At 65.1% G+C, this 21,744-nt stretch carries 2 protein-coding genes (1 of these 2 cut by a window edge); both read right to left on the bottom strand.

The genetic code is table 11. The features are described from left to right. Positions 1-8,555, bottom strand: partial view of a non-ribosomal peptide synthase/polyketide synthase gene (locus PseuLF5_RS01160; protein ID WP_340132722.1) — the 5' portion only. The gene continues 9,268 nt to the left of window position 1, outside the view; 8,555 of the gene's 17,823 nt are visible here — the first part of the coding sequence; its start codon is at positions 8,553-8,555; the stop codon falls past the left edge of the window. Continuing rightward, complete coding sequence (locus PseuLF5_RS01155) at positions 8,552-21,565, bottom strand: amino acid adenylation domain-containing protein (protein ID WP_340132721.1); 13,014 nt, start codon at positions 21,563-21,565, stop codon at positions 8,552-8,554. Before PseuLF5_RS01155 ends, PseuLF5_RS01160 begins: the two co-directional genes overlap by 4 nt. Positions 21,566-21,744 lie beyond the last annotated feature (179 nt).

Raw genomic sequence — 21,744 nt, 5'->3', positions numbered from 1 at the left:
ACCATCACGCCTTTGGGCAGGCCGGTGGAGCCGGAGGTGTAGATCACATAAGCCAGATGCTGCGGGGTCAGGCCCGGCAGAACGGGATTGTCGTTGTGGTCGCTTGGCCACAGGTGCCGGTCAAGGTCGATCACCGGCACTGCCAATGCTGGCAGACGTTCGCGCAACGTACTTTGGGTAAGCACGGCGACTGGCGCACTGTCCGTCAACAGGTAGTTCAAGCGCTCGGCCGGATGCGCCGGATCGATTGGCACATAACCGGCGCCAGCCTTGAGAATCGCCACCAGCCCGACCAGCGTATCGAGGCCACGACGGGCGACGATGGCCACGCGGTCGTCGGGCTTCACCCCCGACGCAATCAGATGATGCGCCAGTGCGTTGGCCTGTCGATTCAACCCGGCATAACTCAGGGGGGCCTCGGCAAACACCGCTGCCGGCGCGTCCGGCCGCTCGGCCACTTGCTGTTCGAAGCGCTGAGCGATCGTCAGCCCTTGCGGATAATCGGCGCGGGTGGCGTTGAAGTCGATCAATAGCTGTGCGCGTTCATCGGCCGGCAAAATCGACACGTGCTCAAAACCCTGATGCGGCGCGTGTTCCAGCGCCTCCAGCAAGGCGTGCAAGGCGCACTGCAAATAGCTGCAAATGCGCCGTGCATCGAGGCCGGCACCGGCCAGTGCGGTCAGGCTGAAACCTTCGCCGAAGTCATCGACGCTGAGGGTCAGGCGATAGTTGCTGTGCTCTTCGGCCTCAAGCAATTGCATGCCGTGCCACGCCGCTGTGGCTTCGGCAGAAGGCGCGCCCGACGAGGCGCCGTGACGGTAATTGAACAGCGTACTGAACAGCGGCGTGGTCGGCGCCATCGCGCTGCAATGCTGGATGCGCGCCAGCTGCGCGTGTTCGTGCTGCAGCAACTGGCTCAGGCGTTGGTGCGTGGCCAGCGCCGCGCCCTTGACGCTGTGCGCGCGCAAATCAAGGCGCAGCGGCAAGGTGTTGATGAACACCCCGAGAGCCCGTTCCGCCCCCTCGCCGCCCTGCAAGCGCCCGAGCAACACCGTGCCGAACACCACGTCGTCGCGCCCCGACAATTGCCCCAGCACCTGCGCCCAGGCCAGGTGCATCAGACTCGCAGCACTGACACCGAGGCGCCGGGCCTGACGGCGGATCTCGTGGTTCAGCGTGGCATCGAGAGTCAGCTGAGCCTTCTGCGCCTGTTCTTCCAGGGCCGGGTTCTGGCCGTATGGCAAGGTCGGTTCGTCGACATCGCCGAGCATCTCGCGGAAGAAGCCTTCGTGCCGCTCATCGCTCAGCCCCGCCAGAGTGTGCGCCACGTAATTGCGGTACGGCACCGGCTCGGGCAGGCGTTGCGGCTGGCCAACGAGGAAGGCCTGCATTTCCTGTTGCAGCACCTCCAGCGCCACGTGATCCATCACCAGGTGATGGAACAGCAGCAACGCAACGACACGTTGATTGGCCGCGTCCCAGGTGTGGACCACACGCATCAGCGGTGCCTGATCGACGGCCATGCGGTAATGCCCGGCGTCAAAGTGGCAGCGCAACTGCGCCAGTGCATCAACGTCCGCCGCTTCCAGCGCGACGTTTTCACAGACCAGCGATGCCTGCCGCCAGACCACTTGCACCGGGTCTGGCAGGCCGTCCCAGAACAGCGAGGTGCGCAGAATGTCATGACGCTGGATCACCTGCTGCAAGGCTTGGGTAAAGCTGTTCAGACGTTGTTCATCGGCAAACGCGAACTGCGCCTGCAACACATACGGATCGCCCTGAGCGGCAGACAAATGATGGAACAGGATGCCGGTCTGCAACGGCGCCAGTGGGTAGATGTCCTGCACGTTGGCCGCACCGCCGGGGATGCTGGCGACAATACGGTCAAGGGTTGGCTGGTCGAGCGTCACCAGCGGCAGCAGATCCGGCGTGATCTGCGTGCAATCCGCAGGGATGCGGTTGGCCGGCACTTCCGCGTCCGGCTCGCCACCGACTGCAGCGGCGAGTGCGGCCAGCGTCGGCTGGTTGAACAGCACACGAATGTCGGCGCTCAGGCCGGCGCGGCGCATTTTCGCCACCAGGTTGACCGCCAGCAAAGAGTGGCCGCCCAGTTCAAAGAAATGGTCGTGACGCCCTACCCGCTCGACGTTGAGCAGTTCGGCCCAGAGTTGCGCCAGCGCGATTTCCACTTCGCCGACCGGGGCTTCGTATTCGCGCGAGGTCATCGCGGTCAGATCCGGCGCCGGTAGCGCCTTGCGGTCAAGTTTGCCGTTGGGGCTGAGCGGCAATGTGTCGAGATGCACGAACACGGCAGGCACCATGTAGTCCGGCAAATGCTCCAGCAATTGCCGGCGCAGTGCCTCGATGTCCAGCGCCGCGCCGGTGTAATACGCGACCAGACGCTTGTCGCCAGGTACGTCTTCGCGAGCCAGCACGGCGGCTTCCTGCACACCATCGACCTGGGTCAGGCGGGCCTGGATTTCACCGAGTTCGATGCGCAAGCCGCGGATCTTCACCTGATCGTCGTTGCGGCCGAGGTATTCGATATTGCCGTCGGCCAGATAGCGCGCGACATCGCCGGTGCGGTACATGCGTCCTTTTGCTTGAAACGGATCGTCGAGGAAGCGTTCGGCGCTCAGTTCCGGGCGGTTCAGATAACCACGGGCCACCTGCACGCCGCCGATGTACAACTCGCCGACCACGCCTTGGGGCACGGGCTGTTGTTGCGCATCGAGGATGTACAGGCGGGTGTTGGCGATCGGTTTGCCGATCGGCGTGTTGTCCGGGGTTTGCTCCAGCGGCCCGGCGCAATCCCACGCGGTGACGTCTACCGCCGCTTCGGTCGGGCCGTACAGGTTGTGCAACGCTGCGCCCGGCACTTGCTGTTTGAAACGCCGAACGATGCTGCCCGGCAGGGCTTCGCCACTGCACATGACCTGACGCAATCCGCTGCAATGCGTGGTGTCGCCGTGGGCGAGGAACACGTCGAGCATCGACGGCACAAAGTGCAGCGTGGTGATGTGCTCGCGCTCGATCACTTCGCTGAGGTACTGCGGATCCTTGTGCCCCTCGGGCCTTGCCATGACCAGTCGGGCGCCGGTCATCAACGGCCAGAAGAACTCCCACACCGACACGTCGAAGCTGAACGGCGTCTTTTGAAGTACGGAATCGGCTGCCGTCAGCTGATAAGCGTCCTGCATCCACAACAAGCGGTTGACCACCCCGGCGTGTTCGTTGATCACGCCTTTGGGTTGCCCGGTGGAACCCGAGGTGTAAATCACGTAAGCCGTGTGGTGCGGGGTCAATTCCGGTGCTGACAGATTGTCCGCCGGTTGCGATTGCCAGTGCGGCTGATCCAGATCAATCAGCGGCACCGTGACCTCGCCGAGCAACGAGCGAGTCGAACCCTGCACCAACACCGCCAGTGGCGCACTGTCCTCCAGCATGTAGGCCAGACGCTCCAACGGGTAAGCCGGGTCCAGAGGCACGTAACCGCCGCCGGCCTTGAGAATCGCCAGCAGCCCGACCACCATGTCCAGCCCCCGCTCGACGCAGATCGCCACCCGCGAATCGGCCTGCACCCCCACCCCACGCAAGTGCCGCGCCAGTTGATTGGCCCGCTCATTGAGTTCGGCGAAGGTCAGCGACTGCTCAGCGGCCACCACCGCCGGCGCCTGCGGCGAGCGCTGCACTTGCGCCTCGAACAGCCCATGAATCGTCTGCTCGAGGTTGTAATCGACCGCTGTGGCATTGAACTCGACCAGCAAGCGCTGCTGCTCTTGCTGCAGCAACAGCGGTGCGTGCTCAAGCACTGCCTGATCGTTGGCAACCATCGCCTGCAACAAGCGCTCGAAGTACCCGACAAAGCGCTGCACCGTGGCTTCATCGAACAGCGCCGTGGCGTACTCCAGCGACCCGCGAATCGCCCCGCCGGCGTCACTCAGACTCAACGACAAATCGAACTTGGCAAAGTGGCTCGGTTCGGCCACGCCTTCCAGGCTCAGGTCACCCAGAGCCAGCGCCGGGCTTTCCAGACCGTCCCAACTGAGCAAGGTCTGGAACAGCGGACTGTGCGCCAGACTGCGCACCGGCCGGACGATTTCCACCACCTGCTCGAACGGCAGATCCTGATGCGCCTGCGCCGCCAGCGTCAGCGCCTTGACCCGCGCCAGCAGCCCTTCGACGCTGAGTTCACCCGACGTGTCGATGCGCAGGGCCAACGTGTTGACGAACATGCCGATCAGCCCTTCGATCTCGGCGCGGTTGCGGTTGGCCACCGGCGAACCGATCACCACCTCCGCCTGACCGGACAAACGACTGAGCAACATTGCCCAGGCACTCATCAGCGTCATGTACAGGGTCACGCCATGCCGCTGCCCCAACGCCTTGAGCCCGGCGCTGAGGCGTTCGTCGAGTACCACCGCGACACTGCTGCCGGCGTAGTCCTGCTGCGCCGGACGCGGACGGTCGCTCGGCAGCATCAGCAACGCCGGCGCCCCGGCCAGCGTCTGTTGCCAGAACTCACTCTGGCGCTGCAGCACTTCACCGCTGAGCCAGCGCCGCTGCCAGATTGCGTAATCGGTGTATTGCAGCGTCAGCGGCGGCAATGGATCCGGCTGACCGTGACTGAACGCCTGGTACAGCGTCATCAATTCGCGGGTCAGTACGCCCATCGACCAGCCATCGGAGATGATGTGGTGCAGGGTCAGCAACAGCACATGGTGATCGTCGGCCAGCAGCACCAGACGACCGCGAATCAGCGGATCGTCCTGCAAGTCGAACGGCCCCGACGCTTCGCCCTGAATCAGCGCCTGCAAGGCTTCGTCGGGTTGCCGGTGCTGGCGCAGATCTTCGACGCGCAGCAACAGACCGGTATCCACCGGCGCAATCAGCACCTGCGCTTCGTCGTTGTACTGAGTGAAGCGGCTGCGCAAGGTTTCGTGGCGGGCGACGATCCGCGCCAGTGCGCGTTGCAGCGCATCGTCATGCAAGCGCCCGCGCAGGCGCAGGGCCACGGGAATGTTGTAGGCGGTGTTGGCGCCTTCCATTTGCGCCAGAAACCACAGGCGCTGCTGGGCGAACGACAGCGGCAAGGCGCCGTCGCGCGGCACCGGCAGCATCTGCGGCTGGGTGCAACGCCCGGCCTCACTGAGGACGGCAGCCACCGCCGCCAGTTCGGCATTGGCGAACAGATCGCTCAGCGCCAGTTCGACCCCCAGCCGCTGACGCACCTGCGCAACCATGCGCATCGCCAGCAGCGAGTGGCCGCCGAGTTCGAAAAAGTGATCCTGACGCCCGACCCGCTCGACCTGCAGCACGTCGACCCAGATGCGCGCCAGTGCGGTTTCCACCTCGCCTTCGGGTGCCACGTATTCGCGGGTGAACAGCGCCGTCAGCTCCGGTGCCGGCAGAGCCTTGCGGTCGACCTTGCCGTTGGCGGTCAGCGGCAGTGCGGCGAGCCGGACGAACGCCGTCGGCACCATGTACTCCGGCAAACGGCTGAGCAACTGCGCACGCAACTCGCCCACCGGCAAGGCTTCGACCTGGGCCTGTTCGGTGAAGTACGCCACCAGCCGTGGCTGGCCGGGCTGGTCTTCGCGGGCCAGCAGCACCGCTTCCTGAATCCCCGGCAACTGGTTGAGGCAGGTTTCGATTTCCCCCAGTTCGATGCGCACGCCGCGAATTTTCACCTGATCGTCATTGCGCCCCAGGTATTCGATGGTGCCGTCCTCGCGCCAGCGCGCAAGATCGCCGGTGCGGTACATCCGAGCATTCGGCGCACTGCTGAACGGGTCACGCAGGAAACGCTCGGCAGTCATCTGCGGGCGATTCAGGTAGCCCCGGGCGACGCCGGCACCGCCGACATACAACTCGCCGGCAACGCCAATCGGCACCGGGCGTTGTTGTTCATCGAGCAGGTACACCGTGGCGTTGCTCACCGGTTTGCCGATGTGCAGCGCGTCGCCGCTTTGCACCAGACCGGAGGTCGCGACCACCGTGGCCTCGGTCGGGCCGTAGTTGTTGATCACGTCGAAATGCTGGTTGCGGTTGAACTGACGCAAGCGGTCACCACCGATCAACAGTGTGCGCAGGGTCGGGTGTTCGAGGTTCTGGCTGAAGGCGTATTCGGCCACCGGTGTCGGCAGGAAGCTCACGTCCAGCGGTTGCGCGCGCCACCATTCAAGCAACGCGTCGATGTCTTCGCCGCCCTCATGGGTCGGTGCCAGATGCAGGGTCGCGCCTGCGCACAGCGCCGGCCAGACTTCCCAGGCCATCGCATCGAAACCGAACCCGGCGAGGCTTGAAGTGTGGCGCCCCGCGCACAGGTCGAACGCTGTGCAATGCCAATCGACCAGGTTGCTCAAGGTGTGGTGTTCGACCATCACGCCTTTGGGCAGGCCGGTGGAGCCGGAGGTGTAAATCACGTAGGCCAGGTGCGCAGTGCTCATGCCCGGCACTTGTGGATCATGGGTAACGCGCTGCGGCCAGGTGCGGCGATCAAGGTCGATCACCGGCACGCTCAGAGCCGGCAGGCGCTCACGCAGACGGCTCTGGGTCAGAACCGCCACTGGCGCACTGTCATCGAGCAAATAATGCAAACGCTCGGCCGGATGTGCGGGATCAACCGGCACGTAACCGGCGCCGGCCTTGAGAATCGCGACCAGCCCGACCAGCGTCTCGAGGCCACGGCGGGCGACGATGGCCACACGGTCGTCAGGTTTTACCCCCAGGTCGATCAAGTGATGCGCCAGGACGTTGGCCTCGCGGTTGAGTTCGGCGTAGGTCATTTGCGCATCGCCAAACACCGCCGCCAACGCCTCAGGCCGCTCGGCCACCTGCGCCTCGAGACGCTGGTGAAGGGTCAACCCGGTCAGGCCTTGCGCCTGCGTGGCATTGAAGCCAAACAGCACCTGCGCCCGCTCTGCCGCCGGCAGGATCGGCAGTTGATTGACCGGCGTCTGCGGCGCCTGCTCCAGCGCCAGCACAAGGTTTTCCAGCGCGCAGTGCATGTAGTCGCAGACCCGCTGCGGATGGGTTTGCGTACTGGCCAGCAAGGTCAGATGGAAACGCTCACCGAGGTCATCGACGCTCAGGGTCAACGGGTAGTTGGTGCGTTCCTCGGAACTCAGGGTGGTGATGCCCTCCCATGCTGCAAGGGTTTGCGCACTGACCGTGGCGACGTCGTGGCTGTGGCGATAATTGAGCAGCGTGCTGAACAACGGTGTCGGCGCCACCACGTGACTGCACCGCTGGGCCAGGGCCAGCGGCGCGTATTCGTGGCGCATCAGCGTGGTCAGCCGAGCGTGCGTGGCGTTGACCGCCGCACGCACGTCCTCGCCGTCGATATCCACCCGCAGCGGCAAGGTGTTGATGAAAATCCCCAGCGCCCGGTCAATCGCTTCGGCGCCCTGCATGCGCCCCATCAGCACCGTGCCGAACACCACCTGTTGCTTGCCGGTGAGCGCCGCCAGCACTTGCGCCCAGCCGAGGTGAAACAGGCTCGCGGCACTCACTCCGAGCGTGCGCGCCTGAGCACGCAAACGCTGCCCCAGCAGTGCCTCGACCGGCACGCTCAACTCTTCGATCTGGCTGCCGTCACCCTGCACGTCTTGCAGACCATAGGGCAGCGTCGGCTCGTCGACATCGCCGAGCATGTCGCGGAAGAACGCCTCGTGCTCGGCTTCGCTGACGCCCAGTCGCGCCTGGGCCACGTAATTGCGAAACGGCACCGGGCGCCCGAGTGATTCAGTTTGTCCGGTGAGGCAGGCGCGCATTTCATGACGCACCACGTCGAGGGCCGAGTGATCGAGGGCCATGTGATGGAACAGCAACGTGGCGATCACCCGCTGCCCGGCTTCGTCCCAGGCATGGGCCAGGCGCATCAACGGTGCGCGGCTGACGTCGAGGCGAAAATGCCGGGCGTCAAAACGTTCGTGCAGGTACGCCAGCACGTCGCTGTCGGCTGTCGGGGGCAGCACTTCCTCCATCGGCAGTTCGGCCCGACGCCAGACCACTTGCACCGGTGCATCCAGCCCTTCCCAGAACACCGCAGTACGCAGGATGTCGTGGCGATCAATCACGCTTTGCAGGGCGTGGGCGAACGCCTGAAAGCGTTCACGGCTGGCAAAGGCAAAGTGCGACTGCATGACATACGGATCGCCCTCGCCGCCACTGGCGTGGTGATAGAGGATGCCTTCCTGCAGCGGCGCCAGCGGATAAATGTCCTGCACGTTGGCCGCGCCGCCGGGCACTTGCTCAACGAGACCGTCGATGGTGGCCTGGTCGAGTTCGACCAGGGTCAGCATCGCCGGTGTGATGCGTGTCGTTCCCGGAACAATGCCATTGGCCGGCACCTCGACCTGCCCGTGTCGGGTGGCCGAGTATTGCCCGGCCTTGATCAGTTCGATCAGCGCCGGCTTGTGCTCGCGCAACAGCGCCAGCAATGCCGGATCGCTCAAGGCCTGTTTGTTGCCGTTGACCCGCAACTGGTCATCCGTGACCGCCAGCTGAATATCTTTAGCCTTCAATGTGGCCAACAGTTCGATCACGTTCACAGGACGATCTCCATTCTTTCCGTAATTGCGGCGTAACCGGCCAGGGTCGGATGTTCGAACAACGACCTGACATCGGCTTCCATGCCTTCCTGACGCAGCCGGCCGATCAGACTGACCGCCAGCAGCGAGTGACCACCCAGTTCAAAGAAATGGTCGTGACGCCCTACCCGCTCGACGTTGAGCAGTTCGGCCCACAGGCGTGCGAGGGTGACTTCCACTTCGCCGACCGGGGCTTCATATTCGCGGGTTGGCAACGCGCCTTGATCCGGTGCCGGCAGCGCCTTGCGATCGAGTTTGCCGTTGGGGCTGAGCGGCAACGTGTCGAGGTGCACGAACACGGCAGGCACCATGTAGTCCGGCAAATGCTCCAGCAGGTGACTGCGCAGAACGTCGATTTCGAGGCGGGCGCCGGTGTAGTACGCGACCAGACGCTTGTCGCCAGGTACGTCTTCACGAGCCAGCACGGCGGCTTCCTGCACACCATCGACCTGGGTCAGGCGGGCCTGGATTTCACCGAGTTCGATGCGCAAGCCGCGGATCTTCACCTGATCGTCGTTGCGGCCGAGGTATTCGATATTGCCGTCGGCCAGATAGCGCGCGACGTCGCCGGTGCGGTACATGCGTCCGTTTGCCTGAAATGGATCGTCGAGGAAGCGTTCGGCGCTCAGTTCCGGGCGATTCAGATAACCACGGGCCACCTGCACGCCGCCGATATACAACTCGCCGACCACGCCTTGGGGCACGGGCTGTTGTTGCGCATCGAGGATGTACATCCGGGTGTTGGCGATCGGTTTGCCGATCGGCGTGTTGTCCGGAGTTTGCTCCAGCGGCCCGGCGCAATCCCACGCGGTGACGTCCACCGCCGCTTCGGTCGGGCCGTACAGGTTGTGCAATTTGCTGCCTGGCACTTGCTGTTTGAAACGCCGAACGATGCTGCCCGGCAAGGCTTCGCCACTGCACATGACCTGACGCAATCCGCCGCAACGTGCAGTTTCAGCATGGGTGAGGAACACGTCGAGCATCGACGGCACAAAGTGCAGCGTGGTGATGTGCTCGCGCTCGATCATTTCGCTGAGGTACTGCGGATCCTTATGCCCCTCGGGCCTTGCCATGACCAGTCGGGCGCCGGTCATCAATGGCCAGAAGAACTCCCACACCGACACGTCGAAGCTGAACGGCGTCTTCTGCAAAACAGAGTCGGCTGCCGTCAGCTGATAAGCGTCCTGCATCCACAACAAGCGGTTGACCACCCCGGCGTGTTCGTTGATCACGCCTTTGGGTTGCCCGGTGGAACCCGAGGTGTAAATCACGTAAGCCGTGTGGTGCGGGGTCAATTCCGGTGCTGACAGATTGTCCGCCGGTTGCGATTGCCAGTGCGGCTGATCCAGATCAATCAGCGGCACCGTGACCTCGCCGAGCAACGAGCGAGTCGAACCCTGCACCAACACCGCCAGTGGCGCACTGTCCTCCAGCATGTAGGCCAGACGCTCCAACGGGTAAGCCGGGTCCAGAGGCACGTAACCGCCGCCGGCCTTGAGAATCGCCAGCAGCCCGACCACCATGTCCAGCCCCCGCTCGACGCAGATCGCCACCCGCGAATCGGCCTGCACCCCCACCCCGCGCAAATGCCGCGCCAGTTGATTGGCCCGCGCATTGAGTTCGGCGAAGGTCAGCGACTGCTCAGCGGCCACCACCGCCGGCGCCTGCGGCGAGCGCTGCACTTGCGCCTCGAACAGCCCATGAATCGTCTGCTCCAGATCGTAATCGACGTCAGTGGCATTGAGGCCGAACAGCAGTTGCCGACGTTCGCCATCCGGCAACACCGGAAGACGGTTCAACGCCTGCTGCGGTGTCTGCTCCAGCGCCTCGACCAGCCCCGACAACGCTTGTTGCAGGTAGCCACAGACGCGCGCCGCGCCAATGCGCGAAGGGATCATCGCCGTGAGGTAAAAGCCCTGGCCGAGGTCATCGACGTTCAGGCTCAACGGATAGTTGGTGCGCTCTTCGCTGGACAGATTATGAATGCCTTGCCAGCTCAGGCGAGCGGCCTGCTGCTGTTCCTCGCTGACGCTGTGGCGGTAGTTGAGCATGGCGCTGAACAGCGGCGCCGGCGCTGCCACACCGCTGCAACGCTGGGCCAGCGCCAGTGACGCATGTTCGTGGCCGAGCAACGCGGTCAGTCGGGCGTGGGTCGCACGGACGCCGGCACGCACCGGGGTGTCGCCCAGATCGACGCGCAACGGCAAGGTGTTGATGAACATGCCCAGGCCGCGATCGGCACCGCTGCCGCCCTGCATCCGGCCCAACAGCACGGTGCCGAACACCACGTGATCCTGCCCGGAAGTCGTGGCCAGGACCTGCGCCCACGCCAGGTGGAACAGGCTGGCGACACTCACCCCCAATTGCCGCGCCTGGCCACGCAAGCGCAAGGCCAGGGCTTCGGGCACGCTCTGGCGCACTTCTTCGATGTCACTGCCGTCGCCGTGTACGTCAAGCAGACCGAACGGCAGCGTCGGCTCGTCAATGTCACCGAGCATAGTGCGGAAGAACGCTTCATGTTCCTGCTCACTGACGCCCAGGCGCGTCTGCGCCACGTAGTTGCGGTATGGCACCGCCGGCAGCGGTGCCTGGCCGTGGCCGAAAAGGATCACCTGCATTTCTTCCTGCACCACGGCCAGCGCCGTGTGGTCCATGGCGATGTGATGGAACAGCAGCATCGCGACCACCCGATCATTGGCCGGGTCTTGCGCATGGACCAGACGAATCAACGGTGCCTGACTGAGCTCGATGCGGTAATGCCGCGCGTCGAAACGCTCGTACAACTGCGCCAGAACATCGCCGGCCGCCGGGTCGAGGATGACCTCCTGCACCGGCAGTTGCGCCTCACGCCAGACCACTTGCACCGGCGTCGCCAAGCCCTCCCAGACCACCCCGCTGCGCAGGATGTCGTGACGGGCCATGACCTGACGCAGCGCGGCGGCGAAGGCTTGCAAGCGTTCGAGGCTGTCGAATGCAAGGCGCGATTGCAGCAGGTACGGATCGCCCTGCGCGGCGCTCAAGTGGTGATAAAGAATGCCTTCCTGCAGCGGCGCCAACGGGTAAATATCCTGCACGTTGGCCGCGCCACCCGGCACCGTCGCGACCACCCGCTCGATGCTCGGCTGATCCAGTTGCAGCAACGTCAGCATCTGCGGGGTGATGTGCGTGCATCCGCTCGGAATCAGGTTGGCCGGCACTTCGACTTCGCGGCCGCTGCCCACGGCGGCGGCCAGCGCGGCGAGGGTCGGCTGGCTGAACAGCACGCGCACGTCGGTGCTCAGGCCGAGCTGACGCATGCGTTCGATCAGGCTCACCGCCAGCAGCGAATGGCCGCCCAGTTCGAAAAAGTTGTCGTGACGCCCGACCTGCTCGACCTGCAACACCTCGGCCCAGACCTGCGCCAGCGCGGTTTCCACTGAACCTTGCGGTGCAGCGTATTCGCGGCTGAGCCAGGCGTCCTGATCCGGTTCGGGCAAGGCCTTGCGGTCGAGTTTGCCGTTGGCGGTCAACGGCAGCGCCGACAGGCGCACATAAGCGGCGGGCACCAAGGCCTGCGGCAAGCGTGCCTGCAGATGCAGGCGCAGGTCCTCGATGTCGACTGCCGTGCGCGCCGTGAACCAGGCGATCAAACGCGCCTCGCGCACCAGCACCACCGCGTCCTGCACCGCCGGATGACTCGACAGCGCGGCGTCGATTTCCCCCAGTTCCACGCGCACGCCGCGCAGTTTGACCTGATCGTCGTTACGCCCCAGGTACTCGATGTTGCCATCGGCCAACCAGCGCGCGAGGTCGCCGGTGCGGTACATGCGCGCCTGCGGTTCGTCGCTGAACGGTTCTTCGAGGAAGCGTTCGGCGCTCAGGTCGCGGCGGTTCAGATAACCCCGGGCCACCCCCGCGCCACCGACGTACAACTCCCCCGTCACGCCCACCGGCACCGGCCGTTGCTGATCATCGAGCAGGTAGACTTTGGCGTTGCTGACGGGCCGGCCGATGTGCAGCAGCCGGCCGGCATTGATCTGGCCGGAGGTCGCAACCACCGTGGCCTCGGTCGGGCCGTAGTTGTTGATCACCGCAAAGCTGTGTTCGCGGGGGAACTGGCGCAGGCGATCGCCGCCAATCAACAACGTGCGCAGCGTCGGGTGCTGCAGCTCGCGACTGAAGGCGTATTCGGCGATCGGAGTCGGCAGGAAGCTGACCTGCAACGGTTGCGCGCACCACCAATCGAGCAAGTCGTCGAGGTGTTCGTTGCCGATCGACTGCGGCGGCAAATGCAGGGTCGCACCGACGCACAGCGCCGGCCAGACTTCCCAGGCCATCGCGTCAAAACCGCAACCGGCGACACTCGCGGTGTGGCTGCCCGCGCGCAGGTCGAACGCCTCGCAGTGCCAGTGCACGAGGTTTTCCAGGGTCGCATGTTCGACCATCACGCCTTTCGGCTGGCCGGTCGAACCCGAGGTGTAGATCACGTACGCCAGATGCGCCGGGGTCAACGTCGGCAGTTGCGGATTGGCGTCGGACAGGTGCTGCCAGATGTCCAGGTCGAGGTCGATCACCGGCACCCGGCCCAACAGCTCCCGGGTCGAGGCCTGTGCCAGCACCGCCACCGGATCGCTGTCCTGCAACAGGTAAGCGATGCGTTCCGCCGGGTACGCCGGATCGACCGGCACGTAACCGGCGCCGGCCTTGAGGATCGCCAGCAGCGCCACCAGCATTTGCGGGCTGCGTTGCAGGCACACGGCGATCCGGTCGTCTGGTTGCACGCCGAGGCCGAGCAAGTGATGGGCCAGGCGATTGGCCTGTTGATTGAGTTGCGCATAGGTCAGTTGCTGCGCGCCCTGCACCACCGCCAGAGCCTCTGGTTGTTGCGCGGCCTGCACTTGCACCAGCGCCTGAATCGTTGCACCGCGCGGGTACGCCGTCGCTGTCGGGTTGAAGCCGACCAGCAAGCGCTCGTATTCCTCCACCGGAAGAATCGGCAAGCGGTTGAGCGGACGTTGCGGCGCCTGTTCCAGCGCGTTCACCAGATGCTCCAGCGCGGTGTGCATGTAGCCGCAAATGCGCTGCGCGCCGATCTGCGTCAGCGCCAGCACCGCGAGGGCGAAGCCTTCGCCCAGGTCGTCGACGCTGAGGGTCAGCGGGTAGTTGCTGCGCTCTTCGCCGCCGAGTAACTGCACACCTTCCCAGATACCCTGACCGTCACGCGGCTGCGCCTCGGCCGCACTGTGCCGGTAGTTGAGAATGGCGCTGAACAGCGGCGCGCCGGACACCGCGCTGCAGCGTTGCGCCAGTGAGAGTGGCGCATGTTCATGGGCCAACAGCGCGGTCAAGCGTGCGTGTGTGGCCTTGACCGCGCCTTGCACACCTGCGCTGACGTCCACGCGCAACGGCAAGGTGTTAATGAACACGCCCAGCGTGCGGTCGGCGCCCTCGCCGCCCTGCAGACGGCCCAGCAGCACCGTGCCGAACACCACGTCGCGGCGGTTGGCAAGCACGCCCAATACCTGCGCCCAGGCCACGTGCATCAGGCTCGCCGGACTGACGCCCAGTTGCCGGGCCTGCTCGCGCAGACGCCGGGTCAGCCCGGTATCGACGGTTTGCTGCGCCTCCTCGATGTCGCCGCCATCGCCTTGCACGTCGTGCAGGCCGAACGGCAGGGTCGGCTCGTCGATATCGCCAAGCATGTCGCGGAAGAACGCTTCGTGCTCCTGCTCATTGGCGCCCAGCCGCGCCTGCGCCACGTAGTTACGATACGGCATCGGCGCGCCGAGGCTGTCGGCCTGATCGAACATGAACGCACGCATTTCCTCGCCCACCACTGCCATCGCGGTGTGGTCGAGGATCAAGTGCTGGAACAGGATAATCGCCACCACCCGCTGCTGCGCCGGGTCCTCGGCATAGACGATGCGCATCAGCGGCGCCTGACTGAGGTCCAGGCGGTGGTAGCGCGCATCGAAGCGTGCGTGCAACTGTTCGAGAATGTCACCTTGCGCCGGGTCCAGCGCCACCGCTTGCACCACCAGCGGAGCCTCGCGCCACACCACCTGGTGCGGACTCGACAGTCCCTCCCAGACCACGCTGGTGCGCAGGATGTCGTGGCGCGCGATGACTTGCTGCAAGGCATTACCGAACGTGCGCAGACGCTCGACACTGTCGAACGCCAGTCGCGATTGCAGCAGGTATGGATCACCCTGTTCGGCGCTCAGGTGGTGATAAAGAATGCCTTCCTGCAGCGGCGCCAAGGGGTAGATGTCCTGCACATTGGCCGCGCCACCGGGCACCGTGGCGACGATGCGTGCGATGCTCGGCTGATCGAGTTCGGTCAGGCTCAGCATGTCCGGGGTGATGTGCGTGCAGCCTGGCGGGATCCGGTTGGCCGGGACTGCAATTTCACGACCGCTGCCCACAGCGGCGGCCAGTGCTGCCAGGGTCGGCTGGTTGAATAACACGCGCACGTCGGCGGCGAGGTCGATCTGGCGCATGCGTTCGATCAGGCTCACCGCCAACAACGAATGCCCACCCAATTCGAAGAAGTTGTCGTGGCGCCCGACCTGCTCGACCTTCAGCACGTCGATCCAGATCTGCGCCAGCGCGATTTCCACCGCACCGTGTGGCGCCTCGTATTCGCGGCTGAGCCACGCGCCGTGCTCCGGTTCCGGCAAGGCCTTGCGATCAATCTTGCCGTTGGCGGTCAACGGCAAGGCCGCCAGCCGCACGTAAGCCGCGGGCAACAAAGCATCGGGCAGGCGCGCCTGCAAGTGATGGCGCAACTGTTCGATGTCAACCGCCGAGCGCTCGGTGAACCAGGCGATCAGGCGCCCATCGCGCACCAGGACCACAGCTTCCTGCAACGCCGCGTGACTGCCGAGCGCGGCTTCGATTTCACCGAGTTCGATGCGCACGCCGCGCAATTTGACCTGATCGTCGTTGCGCCCCAGGTACTCGATATTACCGTCGGCCAGCCAGCGCGCCTGATCGCCGGTGCGGTACATGCGCGCCTGCAGGTCATCGCTGAACGGGTCAAAGAGGAACTGCGCAGCGCTCAATTCGGGGCGATTCAAATAGCCACGCGCCACGCCCGCGCCGCCGACATACAACTCGCCCGCCACGCCCACCGGCACCGGACGCTGCTCGGCGTCCAGCAAGTACACCTTGGCATTGGCGATCGGCCGGCCAATGTGCAACGGCTGGCCACACTCCACCCGCCCGGAAGTCGCGACCACCGTCGCTTCGGTCGGACCATAGTTGTTGATCACCTCGAAGCTTTGCAGGCGCGTGAACTGGCGCAGGCGATCGCCACCGATCAACAGCGTGCGCAAGGTCGGGTGCTGCAACTGACGGCTGAAGGCGTATTCGGCCACCGGTGTCGGCAGGAAGCTCACCTGCAACGGCTGCGCGCACCACCAGTCGAGCAACTCGTCCAAGTGCTCGTTACCGATCGACTGCGGCGGCAGGTGCAAGGTCGCGCCGACGCACAGCGCTGGCCACACTTCCCAGGCCATGGCGTCGAAACCGAACCCGGCGACACTCGCGGTATGACTGCCGGCCTGCAGGTCGAAGGCTTCGACGTGCCAGTGCACGAGGTTTTCCAGGGTCGCATGTTCGACCATCACCCCTTTCGGCTGGCCGGTGGAACCGGAGGTGTAGATCACATAGGCCAAATGGTTCGGCGTCAGCGCCGGTATCCGCGGATTGGCATCTGACAGGTGTTGCCAGCGTTCGCTGTCGAGATTGATCAGCGCTACGCCACCGAGCAGGTCGCGGGTCGAGGCCTGGGCCAGGACCGCCACCGGCGCACAGTCCTGCAACAGGTAGGCAATGCGCTCCGGCGGGTACGCCGGATCGACCGGCACATAAGCGGCGCCGGCCTTGAGGATCGCCAACAGTGCGACCAGCATGTCCGGGCTGCGGCGGGCACACAGGGCGATCCGGTCGTCGGGCTGCACGCCAAGGCCGATCAGGTGATGCGCGAGGCGATTGGCGCGCTGGTTGAGTTCGCCATAGCTCAATTGCTGCGTACCTTGCACCGCCGCCAGGGCCTCGGGATGGGCCACCGCTTGCTGTTCGAAAAGACGCTGTACGGTTTGCGCAGGCGGGTATTCACGCCCGGTGATGTTGAACCCGACGAGAACCCGCTGCCGCTCGCTGGGCGACATCACCGAAATCTGCTGCAACGCAGTGGCCGGAGCGTGCTCCAGTGCTGTCAGCAGGTTGTGCAGCGCGGTTTGCAGGTAATCGCAGACCCGCACGCCATTCACTTGCGGGACGGCTTGCACAGTCAGGCCAAAGCCTTCACCGAGATCGTCGACGCTGATCACCAATGGATAGTTGCTGCGCTCGCGGGAACTCAGCACCTCGATGCCATCCCACGCCACGCTCGCCGATTGCGCCGCGCTGTGGCGATAGTTGAGCAAGGTGCTGAACAGCGGCAGCGCCGCCGATACACCGCTGCAACGCTGGGCCAGCGCCAGCGAGGCCTGTTCGTGGCCCAGCAGTTGCGCCAGCCGCTCGTGGGTGGCGCGCACACCGTCCTGCACCGCCATCGCGCCGACGCTGACCCGCAGCGGCAAGGTGTTGATGAACATGCCCAAGGCGCGGTCGGCGCCCTCGCCACCCTGCATGCGCCCGAGCAAGACCGTGCCGAACACCACCTCGTCGCGGCCCGACATTTGCGCCAGCACCTGCCCCCAGGCCTGGTGCACCAGGCTGGCGGCGCTGATCCCGAGCCGGCGCGCCTGTTCGCGCAAGCGCCGGGCAACGCCGGCGTCCAGCGCCTGCACGGTATCGACAATGCTGCTGCCGTCGCCATGCACGTCTTGCAGACCGAAGGCCACGGTCGGTTCGTCGATGTCGCCGAGCATGTCGCGGAAAAACGCTTCATGCGCCTGGGCATTGGCGCCCTGTTGCGCTTGCGCCACGTAGTTGCGGTACTGCACCGGCGCCGGCAGTTCGCGAGCGCCTGGTTGCAGGCTGTCGTTCATTTCTGCCAGCAACACCTCGAGTGCGGTGTGGTCGAGGACGATGTGGTGCAGCAACAGGATGCCGACCCAGCGCTGGTGTTCGCGGTCTTCGCTATAGGCCAGGCGCATCAAAGGTGCACGGCGCAGGTCGAGGCGGTAGTGACGCGGATCGAAACGCGCCTGCATCTGCTCCAGCACGTCGCCTTCGAGCAGGTCGGCATCGACGCGCTCCAGCGCCAACGGCGCTTCGCGCCAGACCACCTGCACCGGTTCTTCCAGGCCTTCCCAGACCACGCCGGTGCGCAGAATGTCGTGCCGGGCGATCACTGCGTTCAGTGCGCGAACGAAGGCCTCGATCTGTGGCAGACCCGCGAAGGCGAATTGCGCCTGCAGCACGTACGGGTCGCCGGCGCTGGTCGCCAGGTGGTGGTAGAGAATCCCCGCCTGCAACGGTGCCAGACCGTAAATGTCCTGCACATTGGCGACGCCGCCGGGCACCGTGGCCACAACGCGGTCGATGGCGGCTTGATCCAGTGAGACCAGTGGCAGCAAGTCCGGGGTGATCCGTGTGCAATCGGCGCTGATCCGATTGTCCGGCACCACGAGGCGGTGGCCGCTGCCGAGCGTCGCCGCCAGTGCCGCCACGCTTGGCTGGCCGAACAGCACGCGTACGTCGCAGTGCAGATCGTGCTGACGCATGCGCTCGATCAGTTTTACCGCCAGCAGCGAATGGCCGCCGAGTTCGAAGAAATTGTCATGACGACCGACCTGTTCGACACCGAGCAGGGTCTGCCAGAGGCCGGCAATCAGCGTTTCCACGTCACCCGACGGTGCTTCGAAACCGCGCCGGGCGAACGCATCGCTTTCAGGCTGCGGCAAGGCCTTGCGATCCAGCTTGCCGTTGGTGGTCAGCGGCAACGCATCGAGGCGTACGAAGGCGCTCGGCACCATGTAGTCGGCCAGCGACAGCAGCAACGCGTCGCGCAATTGCGCGGCACTCGGCGCGGCGTCTTCTGCGGCCAGCCAGTACGCCACCAGCCGCTGATCACCGGGGCTGTCTTCGCGGGCGATGACCACCGCTTCACGCACACCGTGGCAGGCCGCAAGACGCGCTTCGATTTCGCCCAGTTCGATGCGGAAACCGCGGATTTTCACCTGATCGTCATTGCGCCCCAGGTATTCGAGGCTGCCGTCTGCGGTCCAGCGTGCGAGGTCACCGGTCTTGTACAAACGGGCGTCGGTGCGGCCGCTGAACGGGTCGGCAATAAAGCGCTCGGCGGTCAGCGCCTGGCGATTGAGGTAGCCACGGGCAACCCCGGCACCGCCGACGTACAGCTCACCGATGACGCCGGCGGGTACCGGTTCGCGTTGGGCGTCGAGCACGTACAGTTGCAGGTCGGGAATGCCCACACCAATCGGGCTGCGCCCGACCAGATGCGCATCCGCCGCGGCCAATGGCCGATAGGTCACGTGCACGGTGGTTTCGGTGATGCCGTACATGTTCACCAGGCGCGTGCCGGCATTGCCGACCCGCGCATACCACGGCTTGAGCAGGCCCGGTTCCAGGGCTTCGCCGCCGAACACCACTTCGCGCAACGAGTGCTGCAGCGGGCTGCGCCCCTGCGCGGCGATCAACTGGCGGAAGGCACTCGGGGTCTGGTTGAGCACGGTGACGCCGCTGCGGCACAGCAACGCGTAGCAGTCGTCCGGGGAACGGCTGACCGCTTGCGGCACCAGCAGCAACTGGCCACCGAAGGCCAGCGCGGCCCAGATTTCCCACACCGAAAAGTCGAACGCAAAGGAATGGAACAGTGCCCCGACATCTTGCGGGTTGAAGTTGAACCACGGCTGGGTCGCCGCGAACAACCGCACCACGTTGCGGTGCTCGACCATTACGCCTTTGGGCAGACCGGTGGAACCGGAGGTATAGATCACATAGGCCAGATGGCTCGGCAGCAGTTCAGGGATGTACGGATTGCTGGTCAGCTCGGCGTGCAGTTGCACACTGTCGAGGTCGATTTGCACAACCTCGGCGCCGGCCACGCGCTCGGCGGTGTCGGCCTGCATCAACAGCGCCACCGGGGTGCTGTCCTCAAGGGTGTAGGCAATGCGTTCCAGCGGATACGCCGGGTCGATCGGCACGTAAGCGGCGCCGGCCTTGAGCACGCCGAGCAGGCCGACGATCATCTGCGGGCCGCGCTCGACGCAGATCGCCACCCGGTCATCCGGGCGGACACCGCGCGCCAGCAAGTGATGCGCGAGCTGGTTGGCGCGGCGATTGAGTTCGCCGTAGCTCAGGGTGTGCCCGCCGAACATCAGCGCCGGCGCTTCGGGCCGGGCCCGTGCGTGGGCTTCGAACTGTTGGTGGATCAGCGGTGATTCGGGGAAGCGCGGCGCCAATGAACGGTCGCCATGCAGGAGTTTTTCACGCTCGGCTGCCGGCAGGATATCGAGGCTGTGCAGCGGCGTATTCGGCGCCGATTGCAGGGCGTGCACCAGACTGTGCAGCGCGGTGTTCAGGTAACGGGCGATGCGCTCGGCACCGAGGGCCGCGTCCGCCAGCGCGGTAATGCGCAAGTCTTCACCGAGATCATCAATATTGACGGTCAACGGGTAGTTGGTGCGCTCACGGGCGCCCAACACCTGCACGCCAGGGGCCAGATCGCTGACCTCGGCGACGTCTTCCGCGCTGCTGTGCCGGTAGTTGAGAATGGCGCTGAACAGCGGCGTCGGCACCGCGACGGCGCTGCAGCGCTGGGCCAGTGCCAGTGACGTCTGCTCATGGGCGAGCAATGCGGTCAGGCGCCGATGGGTCGCCAGCACCGCCTCGCGCGCCCCGTCCTGCCCGACATCCACGCGCAGCGGCAACGTGTTGATGAACATGCCCAGCGCTTGCTCGCCGCCCTCGCCTGCCTCCATCCGCCCCAGCAGCACGGTGCCGAACACCACAGCCGTGCGCCCGGACAACTGGCCGAGCACCCGGCCCAGCGCCAGGTGCATCAGGCTGGCGACACTGACCCCGAGCTGGCGCGCCTGCCCGCGCAGTTGTCGACTCAACTCGGGCTCAAGCATCAGCAAGGCTTCTTCGATGGCCTGGCCGTCGCCTTGCACATCCTGCAAACCGCAGGGCAAGGTCGGCTCGTCAATGTCGGCGAGCATCTCGCGGAAGAACGCCTCATGGAACTGTTGGTCGAGGCCCAGGCGCGCCTTGGCCAGGTGATCGCGATACGGCACCGCCGGCCCGACCTGCGCGGCCTGGCCGAGCAGGTGCGCACGGGTTTCCCGACGCACCACATCGAGGGCGACGTGGTCCATGATCAAGTGATGAAACAGCAACAGTGCGACCACACGCCCGTTCGCCGGGTCCGCCGCATACACCAGACGCAGCAGCGGCGCCTGCTGCACATCAAGACGGAAGGTGCGCGGATCGTGACGTTCGAGCAGTTGCGTCAGCACGTCGACACCCGGGTCGAGCCGGACTTCTTCGCAATGCAGCGACGCATGGCGTTGTACCACTTGCAGCGGTTCATCCAGGCGTTCCCAGACGAACGAGGTGCGCAGGATGTCGTGGCGTTCGATCATCCACTGCAGCGCCTCGGCGAAAGCTTCCAGACGCTCACGACTGGCGAAGGCGAAGCGCGCCTGCGACACGTAGGGGTCGCCAGCAGGCGCCGACAGGTGCAGGTACAGCATGCCTTCCTGCAACGGCGCCAGCGGGTAAATATCCTGCAAATTGGCAGCGCCGCCCGGCACGCTGGCGACGATACGGTCGATGGTCGGCTGATCCAGCGTCACCAGCGGCAGCATGTCCGGGGTGATGCGAAACGCCGGGCTCAACCAGTCGCCGCCGTGACGGGCGACCAGTTCCAGCAGTTGCGCCTTGTGCGCGGCGAGACTGTCCCACACCGCATCATCCAGCGCGTCGTCGCTGCCCAGAATGACCAAGTCTTCATCTTCCTGTTGAAGGCGGATCGCATGGGTGGAAATAACAGCCATCAGTTCGCTGAATTGCATGGGATAACCTGCTGTAAATACGAGAAAAATGAGCGCGCAGCCGCGAGTCCGTGCGAACTGCGCGCAGCCTGGAAAAACTAAAACATCGGGGCATGGGGGGCTGACATGGGAAGCGGGGACAAGCCACCTTCCCTGCCGACGAGTTGCCGAATACCTGTGGCGAGGGAGCAAGCGCCCTC

Origin of the sequence: Pseudomonas sp. LF-5 (assembly GCF_037626295.1) — a bacterium.
Taxonomy (GTDB): Bacteria; Pseudomonadota; Gammaproteobacteria; order Pseudomonadales; family Pseudomonadaceae; genus Aquipseudomonas; species Aquipseudomonas monsensis.
This window is presented reverse-complemented; position numbering and strand designations above follow the sequence as displayed.

Bases quoted from the DNA above. Each gene is read 5' to 3' on its own strand.
- PseuLF5_RS01155 (WP_340132721.1), bottom strand. From the start codon at position 21,565: ATGCAATTCAGCGAACTGATGGCTGTTATTTCCACCCATGCGATCCGC.